The organism is Halomicrobium urmianum (genome assembly GCF_020217425.1).
Classification (GTDB): domain Archaea; phylum Halobacteriota; class Halobacteria; order Halobacteriales; family Haloarculaceae; genus Halomicrobium; species Halomicrobium urmianum.
The window spans coordinates 1837258-1861512 of the sequence record NZ_CP084090.1 but is presented as its reverse complement, the minus strand read 5'-3'; the positions used below and the strand labels follow the sequence as shown (position 1 = coordinate 1861512).

At 69.4% G+C, this 24255-nt stretch carries 25 protein-coding genes; 16 read left to right on the top strand and 9 right to left on the bottom strand.

Annotated features, from left to right (window positions below):
• The first annotated feature begins 148 nt into the window (after positions 1 to 148).
• Positions 149 to 607 carry a ferritin-like domain-containing protein gene (locus LCY71_RS09160; RefSeq protein WP_225332853.1) on the top strand — a complete coding sequence of 153 codons (459 nt, stop codon included), beginning with the start codon at positions 149 to 151 and terminating at the stop codon, positions 605 to 607.
• Positions 608 to 827: 220 nt separating this feature from the next.
• Here the strand turns inward: LCY71_RS09160 and LCY71_RS09155 are convergent, their stop codons facing one another.
• Both LCY71_RS09155 and LCY71_RS09150 read right to left on the bottom strand, forming a co-directional pair.
• Positions 828 to 1616 carry a hypothetical protein gene (locus tag LCY71_RS09155; RefSeq protein ID WP_225332852.1) on the bottom strand — a complete coding sequence of 263 codons (789 nt, stop codon included), beginning with the start codon at positions 1614 to 1616 and terminating at the stop codon, positions 828 to 830.
• Between the two features lie 256 nt (positions 1617 to 1872).
• Positions 1873 to 2580 (bottom strand): DUF5828 family protein, encoded by a 708-nt coding sequence (locus tag LCY71_RS09150; RefSeq protein ID WP_225332851.1) that lies wholly within the window; start codon positions 2578 to 2580, stop codon positions 1873 to 1875.
• 143 nt (positions 2581 to 2723) lie between these two features.
• Between LCY71_RS09150 and LCY71_RS09145 the strand changes: the two genes are divergently transcribed.
• The 5 genes from LCY71_RS09145 to upp all read left to right on the top strand — a co-directional run bounded on the left by LCY71_RS09145 (position 2724) and on the right by upp (position 8643).
• Positions 2724 to 3359 (top strand): IS6 family transposase, encoded by a 636-nt coding sequence (locus LCY71_RS09145; protein WP_225332850.1) that lies wholly within the window; start codon positions 2724 to 2726, stop codon positions 3357 to 3359.
• A 245-nt stretch (positions 3360 to 3604) separates the two neighbouring features.
• Complete coding sequence (locus tag LCY71_RS09140; RefSeq protein WP_225332849.1) at positions 3605 to 4678, top strand: TAXI family TRAP transporter solute-binding subunit; 1074 nt, start codon at positions 3605 to 3607, stop codon at positions 4676 to 4678.
• A 7-nt stretch (positions 4679 to 4685) separates the two neighbouring features.
• Complete coding sequence (locus tag LCY71_RS09135; RefSeq protein ID WP_225332848.1) at positions 4686 to 5180, top strand: DUF1850 domain-containing protein; 495 nt, start codon at positions 4686 to 4688, stop codon at positions 5178 to 5180.
• Positions 5173 to 7854 carry a TRAP transporter permease gene (locus LCY71_RS09130; protein ID WP_225332847.1) on the top strand — a complete coding sequence of 894 codons (2682 nt, stop codon included), beginning with the start codon at positions 5173 to 5175 and terminating at the stop codon, positions 7852 to 7854. The genes LCY71_RS09135 and LCY71_RS09130 overlap by 8 nt, the downstream gene beginning before the upstream one ends.
• Before the next feature lie 114 nt (positions 7855 to 7968).
• On the top strand, positions 7969 to 8643 hold the full coding sequence (gene upp / locus LCY71_RS09125; RefSeq protein ID WP_225332846.1) for a uracil phosphoribosyltransferase: 675 nt from the start codon (positions 7969 to 7971) through the stop codon (positions 8641 to 8643).
• A 128-nt stretch (positions 8644 to 8771) separates the two neighbouring features.
• Here upp and LCY71_RS09120 read toward each other — a convergent pair whose 3' ends face one another.
• Positions 8772 to 9386, bottom strand: a complete 615-nt coding sequence (locus LCY71_RS09120) for an IMPACT family protein (protein ID WP_225332845.1) — start codon at positions 9384 to 9386, stop codon at positions 8772 to 8774.
• Positions 9379 to 10455 (bottom strand): YihY/virulence factor BrkB family protein, encoded by a 1077-nt coding sequence (locus LCY71_RS09115; RefSeq protein ID WP_225332844.1) that lies wholly within the window; start codon positions 10453 to 10455, stop codon positions 9379 to 9381. Before LCY71_RS09115 ends, LCY71_RS09120 begins: the two co-directional genes overlap by 8 nt.
• Before the next feature lie 117 nt (positions 10456 to 10572).
• Here LCY71_RS09115 and LCY71_RS09110 point away from each other — a divergent pair, with 117 nt between their 5' ends.
• Positions 10573 to 11025, top strand: coding sequence for a hypothetical protein (locus tag LCY71_RS09110; protein ID WP_225332843.1), 453 nt, complete (start codon positions 10573 to 10575; stop codon positions 11023 to 11025).
• Between the two features lie 20 nt (positions 11026 to 11045).
• Here the strand turns inward: LCY71_RS09110 and trpY are convergent, their stop codons facing one another.
• The 3 genes from trpY to LCY71_RS09095 all read right to left on the bottom strand — a co-directional run bounded on the left by trpY (position 11046) and on the right by LCY71_RS09095 (position 13572).
• Positions 11046 to 11567, bottom strand: coding sequence for a TrpY family transcription regulator (gene trpY / locus LCY71_RS09105; RefSeq protein WP_225332842.1), 522 nt, complete (start codon positions 11565 to 11567; stop codon positions 11046 to 11048).
• Positions 11564 to 12151, bottom strand: coding sequence for an imidazoleglycerol-phosphate dehydratase HisB (gene hisB, locus LCY71_RS09100; RefSeq protein WP_225332841.1), 588 nt, complete (start codon positions 12149 to 12151; stop codon positions 11564 to 11566). The genes trpY and hisB overlap by 4 nt, the downstream gene beginning before the upstream one ends.
• Before the next feature lie 248 nt (positions 12152 to 12399).
• On the bottom strand, positions 12400 to 13572 hold the full coding sequence (locus LCY71_RS09095; protein ID WP_225332840.1) for an MFS transporter: 1173 nt from the start codon (positions 13570 to 13572) through the stop codon (positions 12400 to 12402).
• A gap of 122 nt (positions 13573 to 13694) precedes the next feature.
• Here LCY71_RS09095 and LCY71_RS09090 point away from each other — a divergent pair, with 122 nt between their 5' ends.
• A complete protein-coding gene (locus LCY71_RS09090; protein ID WP_225332839.1) occupies positions 13695 to 14768 on the top strand; it encodes a TrmB family transcriptional regulator in 1074 nt (357 codons plus the stop codon).
• A 4-nt stretch (positions 14769 to 14772) separates the two neighbouring features.
• On the opposite strand, the gene hisA is transcribed toward LCY71_RS09090, so the two are convergent.
• Positions 14773 to 15540: a 1-(5-phosphoribosyl)-5-[(5-phosphoribosylamino)methylideneamino]imidazole-4-carboxamide isomerase gene (gene hisA, locus LCY71_RS09085; protein WP_225332838.1), complete on the bottom strand. Its 768-nt coding sequence runs from the start codon at positions 15538 to 15540 to the stop codon at positions 14773 to 14775.
• Between the two features lie 429 nt (positions 15541 to 15969).
• Between hisA and LCY71_RS09080 the strand changes: the two genes are divergently transcribed.
• The 7 genes from LCY71_RS09080 (at position 15970) to LCY71_RS09050 (ending at position 21919) form a co-directional block, all read left to right on the top strand.
• On the top strand, positions 15970 to 16461 hold the full coding sequence (locus LCY71_RS09080; RefSeq protein WP_225332837.1) for a hypothetical protein: 492 nt from the start codon (positions 15970 to 15972) through the stop codon (positions 16459 to 16461).
• Positions 16462 to 16597: 136 nt separating this feature from the next.
• Positions 16598 to 17806: an inorganic phosphate transporter gene (locus LCY71_RS09075; protein ID WP_225332836.1), complete on the top strand. Its 1209-nt coding sequence runs from the start codon at positions 16598 to 16600 to the stop codon at positions 17804 to 17806.
• 71 nt (positions 17807 to 17877) lie between these two features.
• Positions 17878 to 18267, top strand: a complete 390-nt coding sequence (gene fer, locus LCY71_RS09070) for a ferredoxin Fer (protein ID WP_225332835.1) — start codon at positions 17878 to 17880, stop codon at positions 18265 to 18267.
• A 299-nt stretch (positions 18268 to 18566) separates the two neighbouring features.
• Complete coding sequence (locus LCY71_RS09065; RefSeq protein WP_225332834.1) at positions 18567 to 19595, top strand: A24 family peptidase; 1029 nt, start codon at positions 18567 to 18569, stop codon at positions 19593 to 19595.
• A 368-nt stretch (positions 19596 to 19963) separates the two neighbouring features.
• Positions 19964 to 20368: a hypothetical protein gene (locus LCY71_RS09060; protein WP_225332833.1), complete on the top strand. Its 405-nt coding sequence runs from the start codon at positions 19964 to 19966 to the stop codon at positions 20366 to 20368.
• 56 nt (positions 20369 to 20424) lie between these two features.
• The gene (gene hisI, locus LCY71_RS09055) at positions 20425 to 20790 is read left to right on the top strand and encodes a phosphoribosyl-AMP cyclohydrolase (RefSeq protein WP_225332832.1); all 366 of its coding nucleotides are present in this window, start codon (positions 20425 to 20427) and stop codon (positions 20788 to 20790) included.
• On the top strand, positions 20774 to 21919 hold the full coding sequence (locus LCY71_RS09050; protein ID WP_225332831.1) for a DUF7118 family protein: 1146 nt from the start codon (positions 20774 to 20776) through the stop codon (positions 21917 to 21919). Before hisI ends, LCY71_RS09050 begins: the two co-directional genes overlap by 17 nt.
• On the opposite strand, the gene glmM is transcribed toward LCY71_RS09050, so the two are convergent.
• Positions 21916 to 23274, bottom strand: a complete 1359-nt coding sequence (gene glmM / locus LCY71_RS09045; protein ID WP_225332830.1) for a phosphoglucosamine mutase — start codon at positions 23272 to 23274, stop codon at positions 21916 to 21918. The two genes, LCY71_RS09050 and glmM, sit on opposite strands and share 4 nt — an antisense overlap.
• Positions 23275 to 23488: 214 nt before the next feature.
• Here glmM and LCY71_RS09040 point away from each other — a divergent pair, with 214 nt between their 5' ends.
• A complete protein-coding gene (locus LCY71_RS09040; RefSeq protein ID WP_225332829.1) occupies positions 23489 to 24181 on the top strand; it encodes a phosphoribosyltransferase in 693 nt (230 codons plus the stop codon).
• Positions 24182 to 24255 lie beyond the last annotated feature (74 nt).

The window sequence follows — 24255 nt, the reverse complement described above, 5'->3', positions numbered from 1 at the left end:
CGGTCGGCGGACGCGGCAGTCCGTCGCCGTCTCCACTCGAAACGGGGGGGGATAGCGGTCACCGCGCCCGTCCGCGCACTGTCCGCCACGCCGACGCGGACCAGCCAGCAACACGTATAACCAGTTGGGATTCCAACAGTTGTACGCTATGTCCTCAGACCGCGTCGTCGAACTCCTCCACAAGGCCTACTTCGACGAACTGGAGACGGTGATGAACTACCAGTCAAACGCTATCACGCTCGACGGCGTCCACGCCGAGGAGATCAAGGAGAGCCTCCAGGCGGACGTCCAGGAGGAACTCGGCCACGCCGAGCAGATCGGCCAGCGCCTCAAGCAGCTAGATGCCACCATCCCCGGCTCCGCGGAGTTCTCCGCCAGCCAGGACTCCCTCCAGCCGCCCGAGGACTCCACGGACGTGCTCTCGGTCATCGAGGGCGTGCTCGACGCCGAGGAGGACGCCATCGAGACCTACCGCTCGCTGGTCGAGGCCGCCCAGGAGTCCAACGACCCCGTCACGGAGGACCTCGCCGTCACCATCCTCGCCGACGAGGAGGCACACCGTACCGAGTTCCGCGGCTTCCAGAAGGAGTACCCCGTCAACGAGTAGCGCCGCCGACCCGCCTCCGGTTGCGGGGCACTCCGTCGGAGCGTCGGCCGACAGGCCCGCCGGGAACCACCGTCGGACCACAGTCCAGCACACGGCGACCCGATTTAAGTAGCCGTCAGCTGCAGGGGGCCTGGCTTTCCACGCACAATCCAATTGACAAGACGGGCTCCGTACCCGCCCGGAGCGATCAACCGACGGGCGACAGCGCTCACTTATCATGTCACGACGCAACCAGCACCGCCGAGAGCGACGCACCGAACACCAGAACCGCCAGACCCAGCACGACGACCAGTGGCAGCGTGGCCAGCACGGTCGGCAGGGACAGCACCACCAGCGCGGCCAGGACCAGCATCGACAGCAGTATCAGGGGAAACTCACCGAGCGCGTGGAGGACGCCGTTCCCGGACTGGGAAGCGACCAGAACCAGCACCAGCAGACGGGTCAGCAGAGCCATCATCACCAGCAGGGCCAGCACCACCAGACAGGTCAGCATCACCAGCAGGGCCATCGCCATCAGCAGAACCGCCAGTCCAACCAGCACCACCTGACAGGTCAGCACCAGCAGCAGAGTCAACGCCATCAGACCGGTCAACACCACCAGACTGGTCAGCACCAGCAGGGTCGACACCACCAGACCAGCCAGCAGAACGTCACTGATCAGGTTCAGGGTGCGATACCCGGACTGGGTGACGACCAGAACCAGCGCCAGCAGGGCCACCAGCAGCAGACTGGTCAGCACCACCAGCAGCAGACCGGCCAGCGCCACCAGCAGGGTCAACATCATCAGACCGGTCAGCACACCCAGCAGCACCAGCACGGTGGCCATCAGAGCCAGCGCGGCCAGCAGGGTGACCGGGGAAGCATCACCGACCGCGTGCAGGACGCCGTGCCCGGAATGGGCGGCGACCAGAACCAACACCACCAGCAGCAGGGCCAGCACCACCAGACAGGCCAGCATCATCAGACCGGTCAACACCCCCAGCAGAGTCAACACCAGCAGAGCGGTCACCAGAATACCGCATCGAACCCGGCGGAACGGGAGCTACAGCGTCGCCAGTAGCAGGACGGTCGCCGTAGGGGTTCGGCCTGAAAAGACCTCTCTGCGTTCTTTGTTTCGGGCCGACACGCCGCTCCTCGACAGAATCGGCCTCAGTTCGTCCTGCTGTCTCGCTGACGTAGAACCGATACCGCCGGGACGAAACCCGCCTTAGTTCGTCTCAGCGTCCTGCAGATGCGAAACCGACGCCGGCCGGATGAAACCCGCCTTAGTTCGTTTTCGCATCTGTCTCCTCCTCGCTCTCTTCCACGACGTCGATGCCCTCGGCGGCTTCGGCGGCCTCGGTGGCCTTCTCGGTGTTGACGTGCCAGCGCTCGACGGACTGCTCGTAGTCGGCCAGTCTGTTAGAGACGCGCTCTTTGAGGTCGTCGTCGTTGACGTTGACCTCGAAGACGTACTCGGGACGGTCGTCGCTCTGGACGCGCTGGAGGTTGGCGCTGATGAGGTCGTTGTCGAAGTAGTAGGGCGCGATGCGGGTCATCACGTTCCGGTAGACGGTGTCCTCGACGGCGCGCAGCGCCTTCCGGCCGGCCGAGTCAGCCGCGCGAGCGACGTAGTCGAGGCTCTCACCCCAGGACTCGACGGCCTCGTCGGGTTCATCGAGGCGCTCGTAGGAGTCGGCCAGCTTCTCGCCGGCGGTCTTGAGGTCGTCGTCGGGGTCCTTGCCGGCCTGCTCGCCCTTCCCCTCGTCGACGCTGGCCTGCTCGGCGGTCTTCTCGTTGACGTCCTCGTCGAGGCGCTCGTGGCTCTTGGGCCGCCACTCGTCGAAGCCGTCCAGCGCCTCCGCGTCGACGCCCTCGATGCCCTCGTCGGCGATGTCTTTCAGTGCCTGCACGATGCGCTCGCCGTGCTCAACGACGTCGACCCAGCCGCCGCGGCGCTTGAAACCCGAGACGCTCTCCTCTATGTCGTCCATGGTAGAACTGAGTAGTCGGTCCCCGGGCGGTGTCCAGTCACTGGCACCCGGTACGGCATCGACCGGTTTGAATGTTACCCCGCAGGCGGTGGTCGTGTTTAGTTAAGCGTGAAAAGTGAGGCGGGAGAATTTCTTGCTGGTTCATGGCAGAAATCGCCCGCCTCAACGGCAGTAGCGACTGGATAGATTTGGGTTTTGTGGAGCGCGAGCGGACACCCGAGCCGGCGATGATGCTGGGTATTCGATCGCACGTTGCGGGGCTATCGCTGTCGAATACCGTCGATTTGCTCGAGGACCTGGGTGTCGATCGGTCGCGGAAAGCGATCCACGATTGGGTGCAGAAAGCCGATTTACAGCCAGAACCAGGGAAATCGCCGAATCAGATCGCGATCGACGAAACCGTGATTCGGATCAACGATCAGCAATTCTGGCTGTACGCCGCCGGTGATCCTGCTAGAAACGAGCTGCTGCACATCCGGCTTTTTTCGACGACGACCACCGCTCTCACCGAAATATTTCTCCGCGAACTCCAGCAGAAACACGACATCGAAACAGCCGAATTTCTCGTTGATGGTGCCCAACACCTCCAAACCGCATTGCAACGAGCAGGCCTCCGATTTCAGATATCTCGCCACGGAAATCGGAATACTATCGAACGGATTTTTCGAGAACTCAAGCGCCGAACCTCGTCGTTCTCGAATTGCTTCAGCCACGTCGAACCAGAAACAGCCGAAAACTGGCTCCAGAGTTTCGCTCGCTGGCACAATGCTTCTAACTAAACACGACCCAGGCGGTGGCGCGGGGACTCCCGCTCTCACGATGGCAGGCGTCCCGTGTCGACGGCGTGACTCGCAGACAAGCGCTGGAGACCGTCCTCGGCCACGGTGGATCGGGTATTCACCCCGCTGTCCGGTACAAACCAACCAGTCGACCGGACTCTCCTCCGCGAAAAACGGCCGTAACGTGATCCAAACGTCCGTTTGTCGGCTCTTACTTTTATGCACTAATCCATTAGGGAGAGTTCATGTCCAACCGACCGACTCGACGAACCTTCGTGCGGACCGCGAGCATCGCCGGGATCGCCGCGCTGGCCGGCTGTGGCGGGGACGGCGGGGACGGGGGTGACGGCGGTGACGGCGGTGACGAAACGCCCACCGAGACGGCGATGGACGGCGAGACGGAGACGACCGCCGGGGAGGGGACTGAAACGCCGACCGAGGAGGACGGCGGCGGTGGCGGTGGCGGGCAGCGCCTCTCGTGGCACGCCGGCGGCCAGGGCGGGACGTACTACCCGCTGTCGAACGAGTTCAAGACCGTCGTCGAGGACAACACCGACTACACGCTGAACGTCCAGTCGACGGGCGCGAGCGTCGAGAACGTCGGGAGCCTGGCCAGCGGGGACGCGGACTTCGCGCTCATCCAGAACGACGTCGCGTACTTCGCGAAGAACGGGACCGGCATCGAGGCCTTCCAGGACAACGCCGTCGAGAACCTCGTGGGCGTGGCGACGCTGTACCCGGAGACGATCACCATCGTCACGCTCGCGGACACCGGCATCGAGGCGCTCTCGGACCTGGAGGGCGCGACGATCAACACCGGCGACCTCGGCAGCGGGACCCAGGTCAACGCGCTCCAGATCCTCGAGGCCGTCGGCATCGAGGACTTCAGCGAGCAGAACGCCTCGTTCTCGCAGGCGGCCGACCAGCTCAGAAACGGTGACATCGACGCCGCGTTCGTCGTCGGCGGCTGGCCGGTCGGCGCCATCGAGGACCTGGCCAACACCAACGACATCACCATCGTCCCGATCGAGGGCGACAACCGCGAGGCGGTCAAGGAGGCCGCTTCCTGGTTCGCCGACGACCAGATCCCCGGCGGCACCTACTCCGGCGTCGAGGACGACGTCCCGACGGTCGCCGTGCAGGCGATGATAGCCACCAGAGCCGACCTGTCCGCAGAGACGGTCGAGGAAGTGACCGCGGCCATCTTCGACAACACCGACCAGCTGTCGATCAAGACCGACTTCATCAGCGCCGACTCGGCGCAGGACGGGATGTCGATCGAGCTCCACGAGGGCGCGGCCGCCTACTTCGGCGAGTAGGGCGTCGATGGACCGGAGTCGCGTCGCCGCCGCCCTGGTCGTACTGGTCGCGCTGGCCGGCGTCGCCGCGGCGGCCCCGGCGGAGCGGGTCCTCGTCGTGGCCGACGCCGAGACGGGTGAGCGGTACCTGACGTCGAGCGTCGAGGACGGCACTCGCGTCGCCCTCGAGTACACCCACAGCGTCGAGCAGTCACGCGTCTACGACGGCTACCGCGTCCGGGGCGAGCGACTGGAGATGACCCGCATGGAGTTCGAGTCCTACGGCTGGGGCCTGCCCGCCGACGCGAACGTCACCCTCGAGAACGGGACGTTCGTCTACGACCCCGACGGCAACGTGACGACGCTGACCGTCGAACCCGGGCGGATCGCCGGGCACGACCTGCTCGTGGGCGACCGCAGGTACGACCTCGTGAACGCGAGCGACGCCCGGACCGTCGATATCTACGTCGAGCGGCGCTCCGCGCTGGGGGCCGCAACCGACCGATTCCAGAGCTATGAGTGACGACAGCGCGCAGATGGACGCCGAGACCGAGGAACTGCTCCAGGAGATCGAACGCAAGCGCAGCGTCCGCGGGTGGCTGGCGGTCGCCGTCGCGTCGATCGGCATCCTCTTTTCGGCCTACCAGATGTGGTTCGCCGCGCGGGGCTTCGAGTTCGCTGCCACGCTCCCCGTCGTCGGCGAGGTCGAACTGGCCACGCTCCAGTTGCTCCAGCTCAACGCGGTCCACGTCGGGTTCGCGCTGGTGCTGGCTTTCCTGCTGTATCCGCCGACGACCGGCGACGGGCTCGTCTCGCGGCGGCTGACGGCGCTGGCCGAGGCCAGTCACGACAGGTTCGGGCGCGACCACCCCGTCTCGCGCGCCGTCGACGGTCTCGGCGGCGCGCTGTCCTGGTTCCTCGCGGATCCCGAATCGGAGCGGGTCACGCCCCTCGATTACCTCCTGATCGCGATCACCGGGCTGTCGGTGGCGTACTTCATCACCGACTTCGACGAGATCCAGCGGATGCGCGCCCTGGGGCTCGAGGCAGGCCGTCCGGTCCACGAGGTGTTCACGTTCCTGGAGCCGATCGCCGGCCTGCTGGGGCCGCTGGCGGACACCTCCTACGCGTTCGTGCTGGGCGCCGTCGGCGTGCTCATGGTGCTCGAGGCGACGCGCCGGGCGATCAGCCTCTACCTCATGATCATCGTCGCGGTGTTCGTCGTCTACGCCCGCTGGGGCCACTACATCCCGCAGGACGCCGTCTACGTCGGGGTGCTGTCGATCCCCGAGCTCTCGTGGCCGTCGATCATCCAGAACCTCTGGTACAACACGGAGAACGGCGTGTTCGGCATCCCGGTGACCGTCTCCGTGCAGTTCATCTACATCTTCATCCTCTTCGGCGCGTTCCTGGAGATGTCCGGCGCGGGCCAGTGGTTCATCGACCTGGCCTACGCCGCCACCGGGGACCGGAAGGGCGGCCCGGCGAAGGCCAGCATCCTCGCGTCCGGCTTCATGGGCACCATCTCGGGCTCCTCGATCGCCAACACGGTCACGACCGGGGCCTTCACCATCCCGCTGATGAAGCGGTCGGGCTACCGGCCGGAGTTCGCCGGCGGGGTCGAGGCCTCCGCCTCGTCGGGCGGGCAGATCCTCCCGCCGGTGATGGGCGCAGCGGCGTTCCTCATCGTCCAGTACACGGCCACGCCGTTCGCTGACGTCATCGTCGCGGCGACCATCCCGGCCGTCGTCTTCTTCTTCGGCGTCTGGGTGATGGTCCACTTCGAGGCCGGCCGGACGGGCATCGGGGGGCTGGCCGCCGAGGACCTCGTCGACCTCGGCGACCACCTGCGCGCGGGCTGGTTCTACCTCGCGCCCATCGTCCTGCTGCTGTACTTCCTGATCGTCGTCCGCCTGTCGGTGGCCCGCTCTGCCTGGTACACGGTGCTGGCCATCGTGGCGCTGCTCTCGCTGGTCGCGGCCTACAGCGACGAGACGCGCGGCCGGCTCGTAGCCGTCCTCGGCGGCATCGTCCTCGCGGAGTTCCTCGCGCACCTGCTGACCGGGGTCGGCGTCGTCGGCGCGCTGACCGGCGCCGGGACGGGTGCGACGTCGCCCGGGGCGGCCGCCGGGGCCGTCCTCGGGACGCTGGGCTGGTACGCCATCGCGGCCGGCGTCGTCACCGTCGCGACGCGGCCGCACCTCGACGCGCCGCTGTTGAACCTCGACCCGCAGGTCGACGAGGCCGTCGCGGCCACCAGCGAGGCCGTCGACCGGCCGTCCCTGCGCGACAACGAACTCGCCCGGCTGGCCGGGTTCGTCCTGAAGTCGATGGACGCGGGCGCGCGGACGGCGGTCCCGGTCGTCGTCGCCGTCGCCGCCGCGGGCGTCATCCCGGGCGTCATCAGCGTCTCCGGGCTCGGCCCGAACCTCGTCGCACTCATCCGCGCCGTCGCGGGCGACTCGCTGGTCCTCCTGTTGCTGATCACCGCCGTCGCCTCCATCATCCTCGGGATGGGGATGCCGACCACCGTCACCTACATCATCCTCGTCTCGATGCTCGGGACGGCGCTGACGGGCTTCGGCATCCCCGAGCTGGCGGCGCACCTGTTCATCCTCTACTTCGGCGTCATCGCCGACATCACGCCGCCGGTGGCCGTCGCGGCCTACGCGGCCTCCGGGGTGGCGAAGTCGGACGCGTTCCAGACGGGCATCGAGGCGTTCTCGCTGTCGCTGAACAAGGCCATCGTGCCCTTCGCGTTCGTCCTGACGCCCGGCATCGTCCTCCTGCGGGAGGTGACCGTCGACGGCGAGAGCGTGCACCGCGTCGCCCGGCTGGCCGACTTCGGTGACGTCGGCTGGGTCGTCCCAGAGGTCGCGATCCCGGTCGCCGGGGTGTTCCTCGGGGTGGTCGCGCTGGCCGGGACCGTCATCGGCTACGTCTACACCGACGTCGGCCGCGGGTCGCGGGCCGCGCTCGCGCTCAGTTCGATCCTCCTGATGGCGCCCGGGCTGCTGGTCTCCGGGCTGTACGACGTGCTGGAACTCGTCGGCGGCGGCGGCGGCGAGGTGACGCTGACCGTCGACCTCGCGCTGCGGGGCGTCGGCCTGGTCCTGTTCGCCGCGCTGCTGGCGCGCAACCGCCACCGGGCGACGCGGGCGGCGACCGGGGGAACCGAGGCCGACGCGGCCTCCTGACCGGTCGGGTACATCGACCCGGGCGTGCGAACCGGTAGCGCGGTCGGTGTCTCACCGACCCACGGGACGACTGCCTCGAACAGTTTTTACGTTCGGCCGGCCCTACCGCCGACAATGACGATCGAGGACCGCGACGAAGCGTCCGTGGTGACGCACGCGCTTGCGCGAGACGAGCTATCGAACCTCCGGGACGTCGAGACCGAACAGGTCGCGTTCCGGAAGGGCCTGGTCCGCCTGGGGCGGATCTGCGGGTACGAGATCATCGACGGCCGGATGGAGACGGAGTACGTCTCGATCCGGACACCCCTGACGGACACGATGGGCGAGCGAGTCAAGGGGCTCGACGACGTCGTCATCGTGAACGTCCTGCGGGCGGCGACGCCCTTCGTCGAGGGCCTGCTGAAGGCCTTCCCGCGGGCGCGCCAGGGCGTCATCTCCGCCAGCCGCGACGAGGAGGCCGGGATGACCGAGGACGGCTCCTTCCCCATCTCCGTCGACTACGTGAAGCTGCCCGAGATCCGCCCCGAGGACACCGTCATCGTCGCCGACCCGATGCTCGCCACCGGCAGCACGATGGAGGCCGTCCTCGAGGAGATCCTGTCGGGCCCCGAGCCGGAGAACCTGTTCGTGCTCTCGGCGGTCGCCGCCCCGGACGGACTGGTCCGCCTCAACGAGGCGTTCCCCGAGGCGGAGCTGCTGACCGTCTCCATCGACGAGAAGCTCGACGAGGACGGCTACATCGTCCCCGGCCTCGGCGACGCCGGCGACCGCGCGTTCCGCACCACTTAAGTACGGGGCGGGCGCGAGACTCCGGTACCGTCACCGCACCGAGCCGCGGCTCTCCCCACCCCTTCGTTTCAACTGGAGAGTTCGAAGGCGGCGCGGCGATCACGGTTCCAGTCGAAGCTCGATCGACGTCACTCACCGCCAGCGGCGTCGATTTCCGCCCGGCCGCTCGTCGCGCTGGCGATACGCTCCCGGAGCGCGGGCGCGTCGTCGACCGGGACGCGCACGTCGAAGGCGACTCGCTCCTCGTAGGCGGCCTCGAAGTCGGCGCCGTCGCTCTCCAGGACCGACCGGACGCGGCCCGAGTCGTCGTAGTCGACCGCGACGGTGAACTGCTCGTGCGGGCGCTCGGTCGTCACGCCGGCGTCGTCGACGCCCTCCTTGACCGCCCGGGAGTAGGCCCGCGCGAGGCCGCCGACGCCGAGGTTTGTGCCGCCGTAGTAGCGCGTGACGACGGCGACGACGTTCTCGATTTCCCGCTGCTGGAGGACGTTCAGCGCGGGCTTGCCGGCGCTGCCCGAGGGCTCGCCGTCGTCGCTCGAGTACTCGCGGAAGGGGTCCGCGCGGACGCGATAGGCGGGGACGTTGTGGGTCGCGTCGGCGTACTCCTCGCCGACGCGCTCGACGAACGACTCGGCCGCGTCGACGTCCCGGGCGGGGCGGACGTGGCCGATGAACTCCGAGCCCCGCACCTCGAACCGGGCCTCCCCGGGCCCGGCGACGGTCCTGTATCCCTCGTCAGTCACTGTCGGCGGTTGGGACCTCTCGCTCTTCGCTCTTGCCCTCGACGTCCCGCCCGTACACCCACCGCAAGTGGAGGTTCCCCTCGACCTCGTCGCCGCCCAGCGCCTCGGGCCGGTCCGGCGCGGCGATCCGGACCTCGTGCTCGTCGGGCGTCGGGAGGTCCGCGGCGACGTCGTCGAGCGCCGCGGAGAGGGGTTCGCCGTCGTCGAGCCCCGCGTCGATTCGCTCCAGCGGCTCCGTGAAGGGCGCGGCCGCCCTGGCCTCCTCGTTGACGCCCCACCCGCTCTCGGAGACGTCCGCCGACCGGCCGGACAGGACGGCGTTGAGCGCGGCGCCCAGCAGCAGGACGAACCCGCTGAAGTACAGCCACGTCACGAGCAGGATGATCGTCCCGAACACGCCGTAGCGCTCGCCGACGCTGGCGACGGCCACGTAGTACCGGAAGAGGAACTCCAGGAGCGTCCAGCCGACGGCCGCCAGCGCCGTCCCGGGGAGCACCTCGCGGACGGTGACGTCCTCGTCGGGGAAGAGGTAGAACAGCGGCAGGAAGACGACGGCGAGGCTCGCCGTCGACACGATTCGGTTCAGGGGGCCGCCGACCGGCCCGCCGTCGAACGAGACGACCGTGCCGATCAGGGCCGCGACGCCGAGGCCGACCCCGACCGCAAGCAGCGCGACGATCGCGTCGGTGAACGAGTCCACCAGCCCCTTCTGCGTCGTGACGTCGTAGATGCTGGAGAAGGCCTCGTCGAGGCTGCGGAAGATCTTGATCGCGCCCCACAGGAGCACGCCGAGGCCGAGCAGCGACAGGCTGGTCTGCTCGGTCGCCTCCCGGACGGTCTGCGTGACGAGCTGGTTCGCGTTCGGGGAGAGGTAGGTCCCCATGGCGGTCAGTACCTCGACGGCCGTGGCCTGGTCCTCGACGGTTGACACCAGCAGGAGGACGACCAGCATGAACGGCAGCAGCGAGACGAACGCGTGGTAGGCGATGCTCCCGGCCATGAACGTCAGCCGCTCCGCGCGGGCCTCCGCCAGGACGGCCCTGCCCAGCGCGAGCGCTCGCCGATACATACGTCCCGTTGGGTCGCCAGCCGGAAAACCGCCAGCTTGCAGGCGCGGGGCGGCGCCAGAGTGGTGAGTGCCGTGGAAACACCTAGCTTTATTCCGGCGTCCGTCTACCCGACTGTTATGAGCCCCACGCGCGACTCGCTCACGCCCACCGCAGCCCTGGCCGTCGGCATCCTCCTGCTGGTCGGTGCGGACCTAGTCGGACGGTTCGCCGTCACGTTCGCCGCGGACGGGGCCTCGCTGACCTCCTTCGCGGACGCCGCGGTCGCCGCGCCCGTCCTCCGGGGCGCGGCCTACGGCGTCATCGTCCTCGTCGGCGTCTTCGCGACGCTCAGCGCGGACCGGTTCGACCGACCGCTACTGGCCGTCGTCCCGGCGGTGTTCCTCGTCGCGCTCGTGTTCGGCGTCGTCGCGAACCTGGAACTCGAACAACTGGGCATGTCCTTCTCGGCGGTGCTCGGCCGCGCGCTCAGCGGGGCGCTGTATTCGGCCGCCCTCGTCGTCGCGACGACGCTGGTGGTCCGTGCTACCGGCGCGACCACCGCCAGCCGCGGCGGGATGTCGCGGCTCTAGAACTGCCGGACAGAAGCCAGTCACTCCAGTTCGATCCGCCGCACGAACCCCATCTCGCGGATCTCGTTGATCAGCCCGCCAGGGAGGTCCTGGTCGGTGATGACGTACAGGACGGGTTCGTCGGTGAACTCGGGGTCCTCGGAGATGACCTGTCGGATCGTGATGTCGCGGTCGGCGATGGCCTCGGTGACGGCCGCGACGATGCCCGACCCCTCGGCGTCGTCGACGGCGACGGTCAGCACGGTCAGGTCGAGGACGGGCGCCAGGTCCATCAGGCTCGGGATGGCCGAGATGTTCTGGAAGATGCGCCGCAGCTGATCGTCCTCGAGGATGGCCTCGGTCGTCGAGTCCACGACGCGGCGGTCGACCTCCGCCTCCCGGGCGATGCCCGTGTAGGGGATCTCGATGCCGCCGGAGACGACACGGCCCTCGTCGTTGACGGAGAAGCCCCGCTCCAGCAGCAGGCGGATCACCCGCTGCTGGCCCGGCGAGTCGGAGAACTTCTCCATGATCTCGTCGAACGTGGCGCCGCCGTCGCTCATAGCTCGCCTTTCGTGCTCGCGACGTCGGACCGGCGCTCGTCGATCCGGGTGGCGTCGTCCAGCGCCCGCGCCAGTCCCTTGAACAGCGCCTCGATCTCGTGGTGGGCGTTCTCGCCGTCGACCTCGACGTGCAGCGTCAGGCCGGCGTTGGTCGCCAGCGAGCGACAGAAGTGCTCGGCCATGTGGCTGGTCATCCCGCCGACGGCGTCCTGGGAGAACTCGCCGTCGAACGCGAAGTACGGGCGGCCGGAGACGTCGACGACGACGCCGGCGACGGCCTCGTCTAGCGGGACCCTGCGGTCGGAGAACCGCCGGATGGCGCGCTTCTCGCCCAGCGCCTCCGCGAGGGCCTCGCCGAGCGAGATCGCCACGTCCTCGACGGTGTGGTGGTCGTCGATCTCCAGGTCGCCGTCGCAGTCGACGGTCAGGTCGAACAGGCCGTGGGTGGCGAAGGAGGTCAGCATGTGATCGAAGAAGCCGATCCCGGTGTCCACGGTGGCGTCGCCGTCCCCGTCGACGTCGAGCGTCACCTCGATGGCCGTCTCCGCGGTCTCGCGGGTGACGGCTGCGGTCCGATCAGTCATGTCTCGTCCATGCGTGCCCGCGTATTTGGCCGTTGCGCCCGCCCGACGTTCGCAGGGGACCGCCGCGGGCGTCCGCGCAACCCCTTCGTTTCGTCTGGAACTATCAATATCCTAGGGGGAAGCGGGCGCGTCGACCCCGTCGGGCTTCGACCGGCGGAGCGGCGTCACACGGACTGTTGTAACGGTCTACCGGTGCGACTGCGGCGGAGTCGCGCGGTCGATCCGGTAACGGTTCGCAACAGTCCGGATCAGGCGGTCGCCTCGGCGCGGTTGCGGCGGCGCTCGGCCACGCGGGCGACGACGAGGACGGCAAGCGCGATGGCGATCGGACCGAGCAGCAGGCGCATGGCGAAGCCGACGTTCGAGCCGCTGATCACGCCGCCCATGATCGCCGGGACGATGCCGACGCCGAGCGACGACGAGACGGCGGCAAGTGCCGTGACCGGGCCGCTGTGGTGCGGGACGGCCTCGGTGGCGTACGACAGGAGGAGCGGGTAGACGCCGGAGAGTAGCGCGCCGACGGCCGCGACGGCGGCCAGCAGCCAGGTTCCGTCCGCGACGAGGAAGGCCCCGAACGCCGGCAGGAGCGCGAGGAGGATACCGACGAGCAGCGGGAGGTAGCCGAGCCGCTCGGCGAGTCGCCCGTAGACGAACCGCCCGGGGACGTAGCCGGCGATCATCACGGAGAGGGTGATGCCGGCCAGCGACGGCGGGAGCTCGCCCTCGGCGTAGGTCGGCAGCCAGGTGAACAGGCCGCCCTCGACGCCAGTGGCGAAGAACATCGCCGCGATCATGGCGACGATCTCCGGCCGGCGCAGGAGGCCGAGCACCTCGCCCCAGTCGATGGGCTCCTCCTCCGTCTCGACGGCGGGGGCGTCGAGGCGCCAGACGACGACGGTCAGAGCGGCCATGACGGCGGCCATGGCGACGTACGCGACCCGCCAGTTGCCCAGCGCGACGGCGCCGACGATCGCCAGCGGACCGATCACCGCGCCGGCGGCCCAGGTCATGTCGTAGTAGCTGTACACCCGGCCGCGGTTCTCGGGGTAGAAGTGGGAGAGGACGGGCCGGTTCAGCCCGCGGACCACGCCGTTCATCGTCCCCCGGACGAGGACGGCCAGCAGGAAGACGGCCAGAAGCGGCGCGGCGGCCATCGCCAGCAGGCAGACGACGCTGCCGATCATCCCCACCAGAACGAACCTGCGGGGGTCGAGGTGGCCGGCACCGAAGCCGACGACGGAGATGACGACCAGGTAGCCGGCCGTCCCCGCGGGCGCGATCAGGCCGAGTTGCCACTCCGGAGCGCCGAACGTGGTCTCGAGGTGCGGGATGATCGGGCCGCGGGCCATCATCGCCGCGCCGGTCAGCGCCATCGTCGCGAAGATGGCCGCCGTCCAGGCGCGCCGGTTCGACGCCGTCACGCGCTCCCCTCCGCGTCCGCCTCGGTCGGCCCGCCAGCCGGCGCTGTCGATGCGGTCATCACCATCCTCTCCCCGCCGTGACGGAAAAAGTTTTTCTAATAGTAAAAGAAATCTGTGCCGACATGAGCGAGTCCCAGCTCCGGGACGCGCTGTCGGCCTTCGGGCTCTCGGAGAAGGAGGTCGACGCGTACCTGGCGGTGGTTCGACGGGGCGAGGCGACCACGCGGGCGGTCTCGGCGGCCGCGGATGTCTCCCAGAGCTACGTCTACGAAATCGCCGGCGAACTGGCCAATCGGGGGCTGGTAACGGTCGACGAGAGCGAGACGCCGACCGTGCTGCGGGCCCGCCCGCCGGAGGAGGTCGTCGACGCGCTGTCGATGCACGTCACCGAACTGGAGTCGGCGGTCGCGGACCTCTACAGCGAGCCCAGTCGGTCCGGTCCCGGCTTCGAGGTCGTCCGGTCCCATCGGACGGTGCGCCGGCGCGCCCAGAGCCACGTCGATCGGGCCGAGCACGACGTCTTCTGTCTCGTCCCCGCCGAGTCGTTCGACGCGGTCCGCGAGCAACTGGCGGCGGCGGTCGACCGCGGCGTCGACGTCTACTGCCTGCTGGCTGGGCCAACGGCCGAGTCGCTGGTCGACGGCTTCGAGGACCCGGGCGAGTACGCGACCGTCGTCCGGACCTGGGACGGCCGCCCGCCCGCGTTCGTCCTCCGCGACGGCGACGCCGGCGTGCTGGCCTCCAGCGGGATGCTCCGCGGACGGAGCAGCGAGAACTACGCCGTCGCCTTCGACCAGCCGGAGGTCGCCAGCGGCTTCTTCGGCAACTACGTCAGCAACATCTGGCCGATGGGGACCCAGCGGTTCGTCGCCGAACCGCCCGCGCTCCCCGCCACCTTCGACTACTATCGCACCGGCGTGACCGCGGCGGCGCTCCACCAGACCGCCGGCCACGACCTGTGGGCGGATCTGGAGGGCATCGAGGTCGAGTCCGGCGACGACCACGCCTTCGAGGACGTCCGCGTCCGGGAGGTCCGTCAGAGCCTCGTCGAACCGGCGACTTACACCTTCCCCACCGAGAGCGCGTTCGTCGTCGAGACCGACGACGGCCTCGCCAGCGTCGGCGGCCTCACCTCCGGACTGGGGCCCTACTACGAGGAGTACGCCGTCGAGCGGGTGACGCTGTACAGGGAGTGACCCGTCATTCCACGGCTTCCTGCGCTTCTTCGAGCGCGAACTGCCCCTCGTAGAGGGCCGACCCCACGACGACGGCGCTCGCGCCCGCATCGCGAAGCGCCCGGACGTCGTCGATCGTCGCCACGCCGCCGCTGGCCACGACCGGAATGTCGACCGCCTCGACGACCCGCCGGACGGGGTCGGTGCGCACGCCCTCCAGTTGGCCCTCAACGTCGACGTCGGTGAACAGGATGGCGCCGGCGCCGAGGTCCTCGTAGCGGCCCGCCGCCTCGGCAGGGTCCAGACCCGTCCCCTCGGTCCAGCCCGAGACGACGACCTCGCCGTCCTTCGCGTCGAGGCTGACCATCGCCGCGCCGGGGTAGTCCTCGCTGATCCGCTCGACGATCTCGGGCTCCTCGACGGCCGCCGTGCCCAGGATCACCCGGTCGACGCCGCCGTCGAGCAGGCCCGTCGCGTCCTCGACGGTCCGGATGCCCCCGCCCAGTTGCACGTCGACCTCGACCGCCTCGCCGGCGGGCGAGTCCTCGCCCGCGGCCCAGCGGTCGCGAGCGTCGAGGATCGCCTCGATGGCCGGCGCGTTCGCTCGTTCGCCCTCGAACGCGCCGTCGAGGTCGACGAGGTGCAGCGTCTCCGCGCCCGCCTCGACCCACCGCCGGGCCGCCTCGACCGGGTCGCCGTAGGTCCGTTCCGTCCCGCGCTCCCCGCCGACCAGCTGGACGACCTGCCCGTCCTGCATGTCCACCGCCGGGATCACCGAAAACTCCGGGAACATGTGCGCTCCTGCGACGCCGGCGCGTGAAAGCGTATCGATGCCAGGTGTTCGAGACGTTGTCGCCGCCGTTGCGAGTCCCAGCAGAGCCGGTGAGAACAGCCAGACGTCTCCCGGATCGTCGACGAACCCCGGCGACGCAAGCACCTACTGGAGCGTGGTTCGAGAGAGCGGGGCTCTCTCGGCATCACGAAAGACGCCGGAGCCGTCTTTCGAACGACAGCGAGCCGCGGGAGCCGACACTCCGGCCCCTTTCAATCCCGCCCGATTCGGCTTTCCAGGCCGGGCGGGACTTGCTGGCCGGTCACGTCACGACTCGCAGGCGTGCGTACAGCAGTCGGGACCGCCGGCCGTCCCACACCCGATTCAGTCATTCGATGCCGTCCCGGACTGCCAGTAGCCTTTTCCCGCGCTGGGGACCAAACGACGGCCATGGCAGAGGACACGGGACCGGCGGCGCGGCTCGAACGCGTGATGCTCGGGCGGGGCGAGGCGGCCTACCGGCGGCTCGTCGGGGCCATGGGCCTCCTCACGGCAGCGCTCGTAGCGGTCTACGGGCTCCTCGCGCTGGACGTCGTCACCGTCTCGCCGGGACTGGCGGCGGTCGTCGAGATCGCCGCCGCCGTCGCCGTCGCGGTGTTCGTCCTGCTGGGTGCCCTGCAGTTCGTCGTACTGGGCCGGGCAGTCGAACAGGGGGCGAAGCAGGTGGCCGAGACCACCGAGCAGCTGGAGCAGGCCGCCGAGGAGGTCGAGACGGCGGCGGAGGACCTGGAGGAGACCGCCGAAGCCGTCGCCGAGGAGGTCCCGGACCCGCCCGACGCCGTCGACGCCGCCCGGGAGCGCACCGAGACCGCGAAGGAGGTCGCCGACGACGTCAAGGAGACCGTCGACGAGGAGCGCGACCGGCTGCCGGACGAGGACTGATGGTATTTGCCACCCCTCGATGGTATTTAATACCACTTCTGTACGCCCTGCGGCCGCACTGTGTCGTGGAGAGGTAACAAATACCACATCCCGCCGTGTCGGTACGTTTTAGCCGTCACCGCCTCTTCTGTCGAACATGGTTTCGCTGTTGCTCGCCGTCGGGATCCTCGTCGCCGTGTTCGTCGGATTCAACATCGGCGGGTCGTCGACGGGCGTCGCGTTCGGCCCCGCCGTCGGGGCCGGCACGGTCTCGAAGTTCACTGCTGCCGCGCTGATGACGATCTTCGCGCTGGCCGGCGGGTGGACCATCGGCCGGAAGGTGGTCGACACGCTGGGCAACAACCTCGTCACCACGCAGTTCACCATCGAGGTGAGCATCGTCGTGCTCTTCTTCATCGGCTTCGCCCTCTTCCTCTCGAACGTGGTCGGCGTGCCCGCCTCCACGTCCATGACGGCCGTCGGCGCCATCGCCGGCCTGGGCGTCGCCAAGGGGACGCTCAACGTGAGCGAGATGAGCCGGATCGTCTCGTGGTGGCTCGTCTCGCCGGTGCTGGCCTTCTGGGTCAGCGGCGTGATCGGGCGGTACTTCTACCCGACGCTGGTCGAGCGGTTCGCCATCTCCCAGACCGAGGGATCGCTGCTGGCCTGGGACACCAGCGGCGCGCTCCCGCGCCCGGAACTGGGCGAGAACACGACCCAGCGAGAGTTCGTCGGGACCGCACTGGTCGTCGGCATCGGCTGTTACATGGCCTTCTCCGCGGGCGCGTCGAACGTCGCCAACGCGGTGGCGCCGCTGGTGGGCATCGAAGGCGGCGGGCTGGCGATGGGCCCGGCCATCCTGCTCGGCGGCGGCGCCATCGGCCTCGGCGCGTTCACCATCGCCCGCCGGACGATGGACACCGTCGGCAACGACCTGACCGACCTCCCGCTGCTGGCGGCGCTGCTCGTGGCGATGGTCAGTTCCACCATCGTCACCGTGCTGTCGGCGCTGGGGGTGCCCGCCAGCTTCGTCATCATCGCCACGATGAGCATCGTCGGCCTCGGCTGGGGGCGGGCGACCCGGACGACGACCATCTCCGACACGGTCCGCGGGGAGATGCCCAGCGTCTCGCCCGGCGCGCTCAAGGCCGAGGCCGACGACGTCCCCACGGTTGGCGGCGGTCCCGCGACCCCCAACCCGGGCGACCACAGGCCCATCGGCGAGGAGGACCCCGAGGACATCCCCAAGGCCGCAGACCTGTTCGAACCGGCCACGACGGCCCGCGTCATCGTCACCCAGAACATCGTCCCGGTCATCGCGACCGTGGCCGCGTACGCCGTCTTCCGGTACGTCCCAGCGTTCTGAGGCCGTCGTCGCTTTTCAGACCTCGTATCGAACAGCAAAGTCTAACAGTAAGGGAGGCGAATCGCCGGATGATGCCCACGGTTGAGTACCTCAACTACGAAGTAGTCGACGATCAGGGCTGGGACATGTACGACGACGACGTCTTCGAGGAGGCCTCCGGCATGGACCTCGACGACGAAGACTACGGCACCCTCGACGTCAACGAGGGCGAGTACATCCTCGAGGCCGCCGAGGCCCAGGGCTACGACTGGCCCTTCTCGTGCCGGGCCGGCGCGTGTGCGAACTGCGCCGCCATCGTCCTCGAAGGCGACATCGACATGGACATGCAGCAGATCCTCAGCGACGAGGAGGTCGAGGAGAAGAACGTTCGCCTGACCTGCATCGGCAGCGCCGCCGACGACGAGGTCAAGATCGTCTACAACGCCAAGCACCTCGACTACCTGCAGAACCGCGTCATTTAACGACGTCACTCCGTAGCAGTATCGCGCAGTACTTCGGGATGTAATCTGACATCCCGCGGTTTTCCACCGAGACGTCCCGTCCAGACGCTTCTTCGTCCAGTGAGAGCGATCAACCGGCGTCAACGTGAACGAAGTGCGCGTGGGCTCGACAGGCGAGCGAAGCGAGCCTTTCGGCGTCCCTGGCGACTGGAATTCATGGACAGCCGTGAAACCGCGTTCTCGCGTATCGGAACCCACTGCAGTCGTTGATCCGCCGCCGGCCCGTAAACGCTAACTCCCTCCACCGGTATGCTGGAGCCGTGTTAGCGTCGACGCCGGATCTGTTGCGCCTGCTCGCGGTGCCGGTCTTCGGGTACGTCGCCTATCGGGACGTCGAGACTCGTCGGGTCCCCAACCGGACCTGGGTGCCGCTGGCTGCGCTGGCCGTCGTCCTGCTGGCCTGGGACGGCTACGCGGCCTACGCCGGCGGCGACCGGCTCTTCTTCCTCCGGGCGGCCCTCGGCGTCGGGTTCGTCGTCCCGCTGGTCACCGCCTTCTGGTACACGGGCAGCTTCGGCGGGGCCGACGCCAAGGCCTTCTACGTGCTGGCGCTGCTCTTCCCCGTCTACCCGGTGTACTACCCGCCGGCGGAGCTGCCGCTCGTCCCGGCGACGCTGCCGATGGAGCCCAGCCCCGCGGGGCTGTTCTCGCTGACGGTCCTGTCGAACACGGTCGTCGCCGGCGCTGTCTACCCCCTGGGCGTGGCCGTCGCGAACCTGCTTCGGGGGAACGTCGGGCTCCCGATAGTGATCGGTCGACCGCTACGGTGGGACCGCCTCCCCGAGGAGTACGGCGTCCTCCTGGAGACGACAGACGGGTTCACCCGCCGCGGGCTGGACCTCGACGCCCTCCGGATGTACCTCGCCTGGCGCGGCTGTGATCTGGCGGACCTGCGGGAGGCACCCGAGACCTACCGCGACCCGGCGAGCCTGCCCGCCGATCCGAACCCGCCCGGCGACGGCGTCGTCGCGGACGGGGGTCTGGTCGGAGACCAGGCCTCGTCGGACCGCAGGTCCGACGGCGGGCAACCGGTCGAGGACAGTGCGGAAGCGGTCGGGCCCGACGCTCCGGCCGACGACCCCTGGGGCGCAGCGGCGTTCCTCGACGACGTCGAGGGCTCGGCCTACGGCACCACCCCCGAACGGCTCCGCGAGGGCCTGGAGGTCGTCGTCGACGAGGACGAGGTGTGGATCTCGCCGGGCATCCCCTTCCTGGTCCCCACCTTCGCCGGCCTGCTCGTCTCGCTGACCTACGGCGACCTGCTGTTCCAGGCCGTCGCCGCTCTCTAGAATTGGATTTCTGTCTCGCTGCTCTCGTAGTCACGCTCGGTGTGATGAGAAGGTACGAGAGCCAGAAAGCCCCCGGCCGTTCGACGGCTGCGACTCGCTGCGCTCCTCACTCCGTTGTCGTTCGGAAGACGCCTCCGGCGTCTTTCGTGATCACGAGAGAGCTTCGCTCTCTCGAACGACGGTGCTTGCTTCGTCTCGCTCGTCGAACGGCCGGCCCCTTTCAGTCCCGCCCAGCGTAGATTGCTCAGCCAGTATCGGACGGGGCTTTCTGACTGTTCACATCTACAACGGAGTAACTGAACGCGGCTACTGCGTTCACCACCGCCAGGGAGCGATACGCCTTTGACGGTGGCCTCGGCCCCTCCGCTATGGGACGCGCACTCACGATCGGGGGGTCGACGGTCGTCGGCCTGGCCGTGGGGGTCGGAACCTATCTGTGGCTGGTCCCCGATCCGCTGCTGGCCGGGGGGCTGGCGCTCACCTACGGGCTGGGAGTGGGGCTGTACGTACAGTGGGGACAGTACCTCCGGGCCGGATCGAACCAGTGGCGGACGAACCGCTGGCGGATGGCCTTCACCGCCTACGCGGCCACGATGGCGCTGCTGGCCATCGGTCCGACGCTGGGCGTGGACCTGAACACGCAGATCGCCGTCCAGTTGCTCGTGCTCGGCACCGCCTGGGTCGGCATGCTGTTCGGCGTCGCGAGCGTGGGCGACCTGCCCGCGGACGAGCGCCCGCAGGGGGCCGAGGCGGACGCCGACGCGGCGGACTGATCGAGCGGGATCGGAGTAGCAGAAGACCTATCGGCACCACGCGTCTTCCCCGTCGTATGTCCGAGGTGGATCTCGCCTTCGACGAACAGGACCTGCTGCCCGCCGTCGCGCAAGACGCCGAGTCGGGGGAGGTGCTGATGCTCGCCTACGCCTCCGAGGCGGCCCTGGAGCGCACCCGCGAGACGGGCTTCGCCCACTACTACTCGCGGAGCCGCGACGAGCTCTGGAAAAAGGGCGGGTCGAGCGGCCACGTCCAGCGCGTCGAGGAGGTCCGCGTCGACTGCGACGGCGACGCCCTGCTGTACCTCGTCGACCAGGAGGGCGGCGCCTGTCACACCGGTTACCGCTCCTGCTTCCACCGGACCGTCGACGGCGAGGTCGTCGGCGAGACGGTGTTCGACCCCGATGACGTCTACGAGTGAGGGCGACGCGGCCGAGCGCCTCCGGCGGGCGGACGACGAGCGTCGGCGGACACGCGCGGCCGTCGAGAGCGCCGGCGAGGCCGATCTGCGGGCGCTCCGCGACGCCTGCGAGACGCTCCGGGAGACGCTCGACCGCTACGAGGACCGGGCCACCGGCGACGGCGACTTCGCCGGCTTCATCGAGTTCCAGGACCGCATCGCCCACTTCACGAACGACCTGGACGAGGACCTCCCCGAGCGGGCGACCTTCGAGGACGTCGACGACCGCCTCCAGCAGCGCCGGCTCACGGAGAGCGACTTCGCGGCCGTCCGGGAGGAGCTAGCGGGGGCCGAGTCGACCGCCGAGCCCCTGAACGACTGGGAGGACGCCCGCGCCGAGTACCGAGAGGCCCGGAAGGCCGCCCGGCGGCGGCTGGACGAGCTGGCCGACCGGATCGACGAACTGGAGCGGCTGCGACGGCTCGGCGAGGCCGACCTCGACGCGCCCGTCGAGCGGATCAGAGAACCGATCGAGGCCTACGACGAGGCCGTCGGAGAGGCCTTCCGCGAGTTCCGAAGCGACGCGCCCGCCCGCGAGGTGCTGGAATTCGTCGCGACGACGGCGCTGTACCCGCTGGTCCCCTTCGCAGAGCCGCCCGAGGACCTCCGGGAGTTCGTCCAGTCGCGGGCGGTCGGGAGCGAACCGATCCCGCAACTGCTCGAGTACGCCGACTACTCCCGGTCGAAGCTCGACCACTACGTCGACGACCCGGCGACGTTGAAGCGGAACGTGGCCACGCGGGAGACGTACCTCCGGCGGCTGGACGCCGACCCGCTGACCGTCGGCTGGCCCCCGCCGGCTGCCGACGTGCTCCGCTGGCAGTGCGACGAGCGGATCTCCGTGGTGGCGCGGTTCGCCTCCGACGTCGTCCCCGACCTGCGGCGAGTGCGGGAACTGACCCGGCGCGAGGACTACGCCGACCTCCGGGACAGCGCCGTCGCTCGCGAGCAGCTGACGGGCGACGAGCGCGAGCGGCTACAGAGCGGCGCCGTCGAGCGGGACCTGAACGACGCCCGGGCGGAACGGGAGCGGATCGAAGCGGCGCTGGCGGAGCTCCCGTCGCTGGACGAGCTGCCGGCGCTGCCCTAGTCCCCGCGAGCGTCGCGGACGGCGTCGCCGAACTGGTTGGCCAGTTCCGTCGCCCGCTCCTCGGAGCGGGCCTCGGCGTAGACGCGGACGACGGGCTCGGTGCCGGAGGGACGGGCCAGCACCCAGCCGTCGCCGTACTCGAGGCGGTAGCCGTCGGTGGTGTCCAGGTCGGCGACGGCTTCCTCGGCGACCCGCTCGACGGCCGACAGCATCGCCGCCCGCTCGCTCTCGTCGGCGTACCCGACGCTCTGGCGGACCGCCACGTACCGGTCGTGGTCGGCGACGACCTCGGTGGCGGGCCGCTCGGCGACCAGTTCCAGGAAGCGCGCGGCGGTGTAGGCGCCGTCGCGCGCGATGCGGTAGTCCGGGAAGATGACGCCGCCGTTGCCCTCGCCGGCGACGGCGACGTGCTCGCCCTCGGCCTGGAGTTCGCGGACGCGAGTGACGATGTTCGTCGAACCGATCTGGGTCAGCGTCAGGTCGGCACCGGCGTCCTCGACGACGTCCCGGAGCTGCTGGGAGGCGTTGACGGCCGAGACGACGGCGTCGCCGGGCTCGACGGCCGCCTCGACGAGCGCGGCCAGCGCCGCGTCGCCGTCGATCACCGCGCCCGTCTCGTCGACGAACATCGCGCGGTCGGCGTCGCCGTCGTGGGCGATACCGAGGTCGGCGTCCGTGGCGATGACGTGGTCGCAGAGCGCGGCGAGGTTGTCGGCCACGGGCTCGGGGTCGCGCCCGGGGAAGGTGCCGTCGGGCTGGGCGTGGACGGTGTGGACCTCGCAGCCGAGTTCGCGCAGGAAGTCCGGGCTGGTGTGACAGCCGGCACCGTGGCCCGGGTCCACGACCACGGTCAGGCCGGCGTCGGCGACGGCCTCGCGGTCGACCGCGGCCAGCGCTTCCTCGACGTAGTCCTCTCTGGCGCCGTCGATCCGCTCCGAGCGGCCCACGTCCGCCCAGGCGGCCAGGTCGGGCTCGGTGGTCAGCGCCGCCTCGATCCGATCCAGCGTCGCCCGCTCCAGTTCGACGCCGTCGGCGCCCACCAGCTTCACGCCGTTGTACGCCGGCGGGTTGTGAGAGGCGGTCACCATCAGGCCCGGCACGCCCTCGCGGTCGCAGTAGGCCTGCAGGGCCGGCGTCGGGAGTTCGCCCAGCCGGTCGACGTCGCAACCGACGCTGGCCAGCCCGCTGGCCGCGGCGTTCGCGAACTGCTGGCCCGTCGTCCGGGTGTCCCGCGCGAGCGCAACGCGCCCGGCCTCCAGCACGGAGCCAGCGGCCTGTGCGATCTGCATGACGTAGGCCGGCGTCAGCTCCTCGTTCGCCACGCCCCGGACGCCACTGGACCCGAACACTTGCATCTCGGTGGTGATTCGTGCGCGAACTGGCTTATTGGTACCGCCTCCCGGAGCCGTGTGGGCCTCCGTGACGGGCGGACGCTACCGCGTTTGGCCTCGCCGGCTCGCGTGTCGCCTCACTCCGCTCGGCTCCCGCTCGCCCGTAACGTGGCGCTCCCTCCGGTCGCGCCACGCTGCCTTCCGCACGCTTAAGTCGGCGAGTCGCCGGGTAGGGAACATGGGCGAGTTACCGGACGAGTTCGCGTGCACGATCACCAACTGGGAGTACATCTACGGGCTCTGCCGGACGGTGGCGGACGACGTCAAGGCCGCAGACTTCGAGCCGGACGTGGTCGTCGCGCTCGCGCGCGGGGGCTGGTTCGGGGGTCGGTGCCTCTGTGACTTCATCGGGCTGGACGACCTGACGAGCCTGAAGGTCGAGCACTACGTCGGGACGGCCGAGACGGGCGAGGAGGCCCAGGTGCGCTACCCGCTGCCCGAGGGGTCGGTCGAGGGCAAGGACGTCCTCGTCGTCGACGACATCGCTGACACGGGCCAGTCCCTGCAGACGGCCGTCCAGTTCGTCGAGGAACAGGACCCCGGCGACGTCCGGACGGCGACGCTCCAGCTGCTGGACACCAGCGAGCACGAGCCGGACTTCGTCGGCGAGCGCCTCGCCGAGTGGACCTGGGTCGTCTACCCCTGGAACTTCGTCGAGGACATGGTCGAACTGATCGAGGGCGTCATGGCGAAGAGCGACGACGAGGTCCACGACCGGGCGGACGTCCGCCGCCTGCTCCGGGAGTACCACGGCGTCGAGCGCATCGAGATGGAGATCGCCCAGCCCGACCGGCTCGACGAGGTCCTCTCCGAGATGGAGCGCCGCGACGTCGTCGTCGCCGTCGACGGCGGCTGGCGGCTGACCGAGTAGGCCGCTACAGTCGCGCCGCCGGCGTGCACTCACCGCCGCGCCCGCCGTCCTCGCGCGATACTCTCCACGAACTC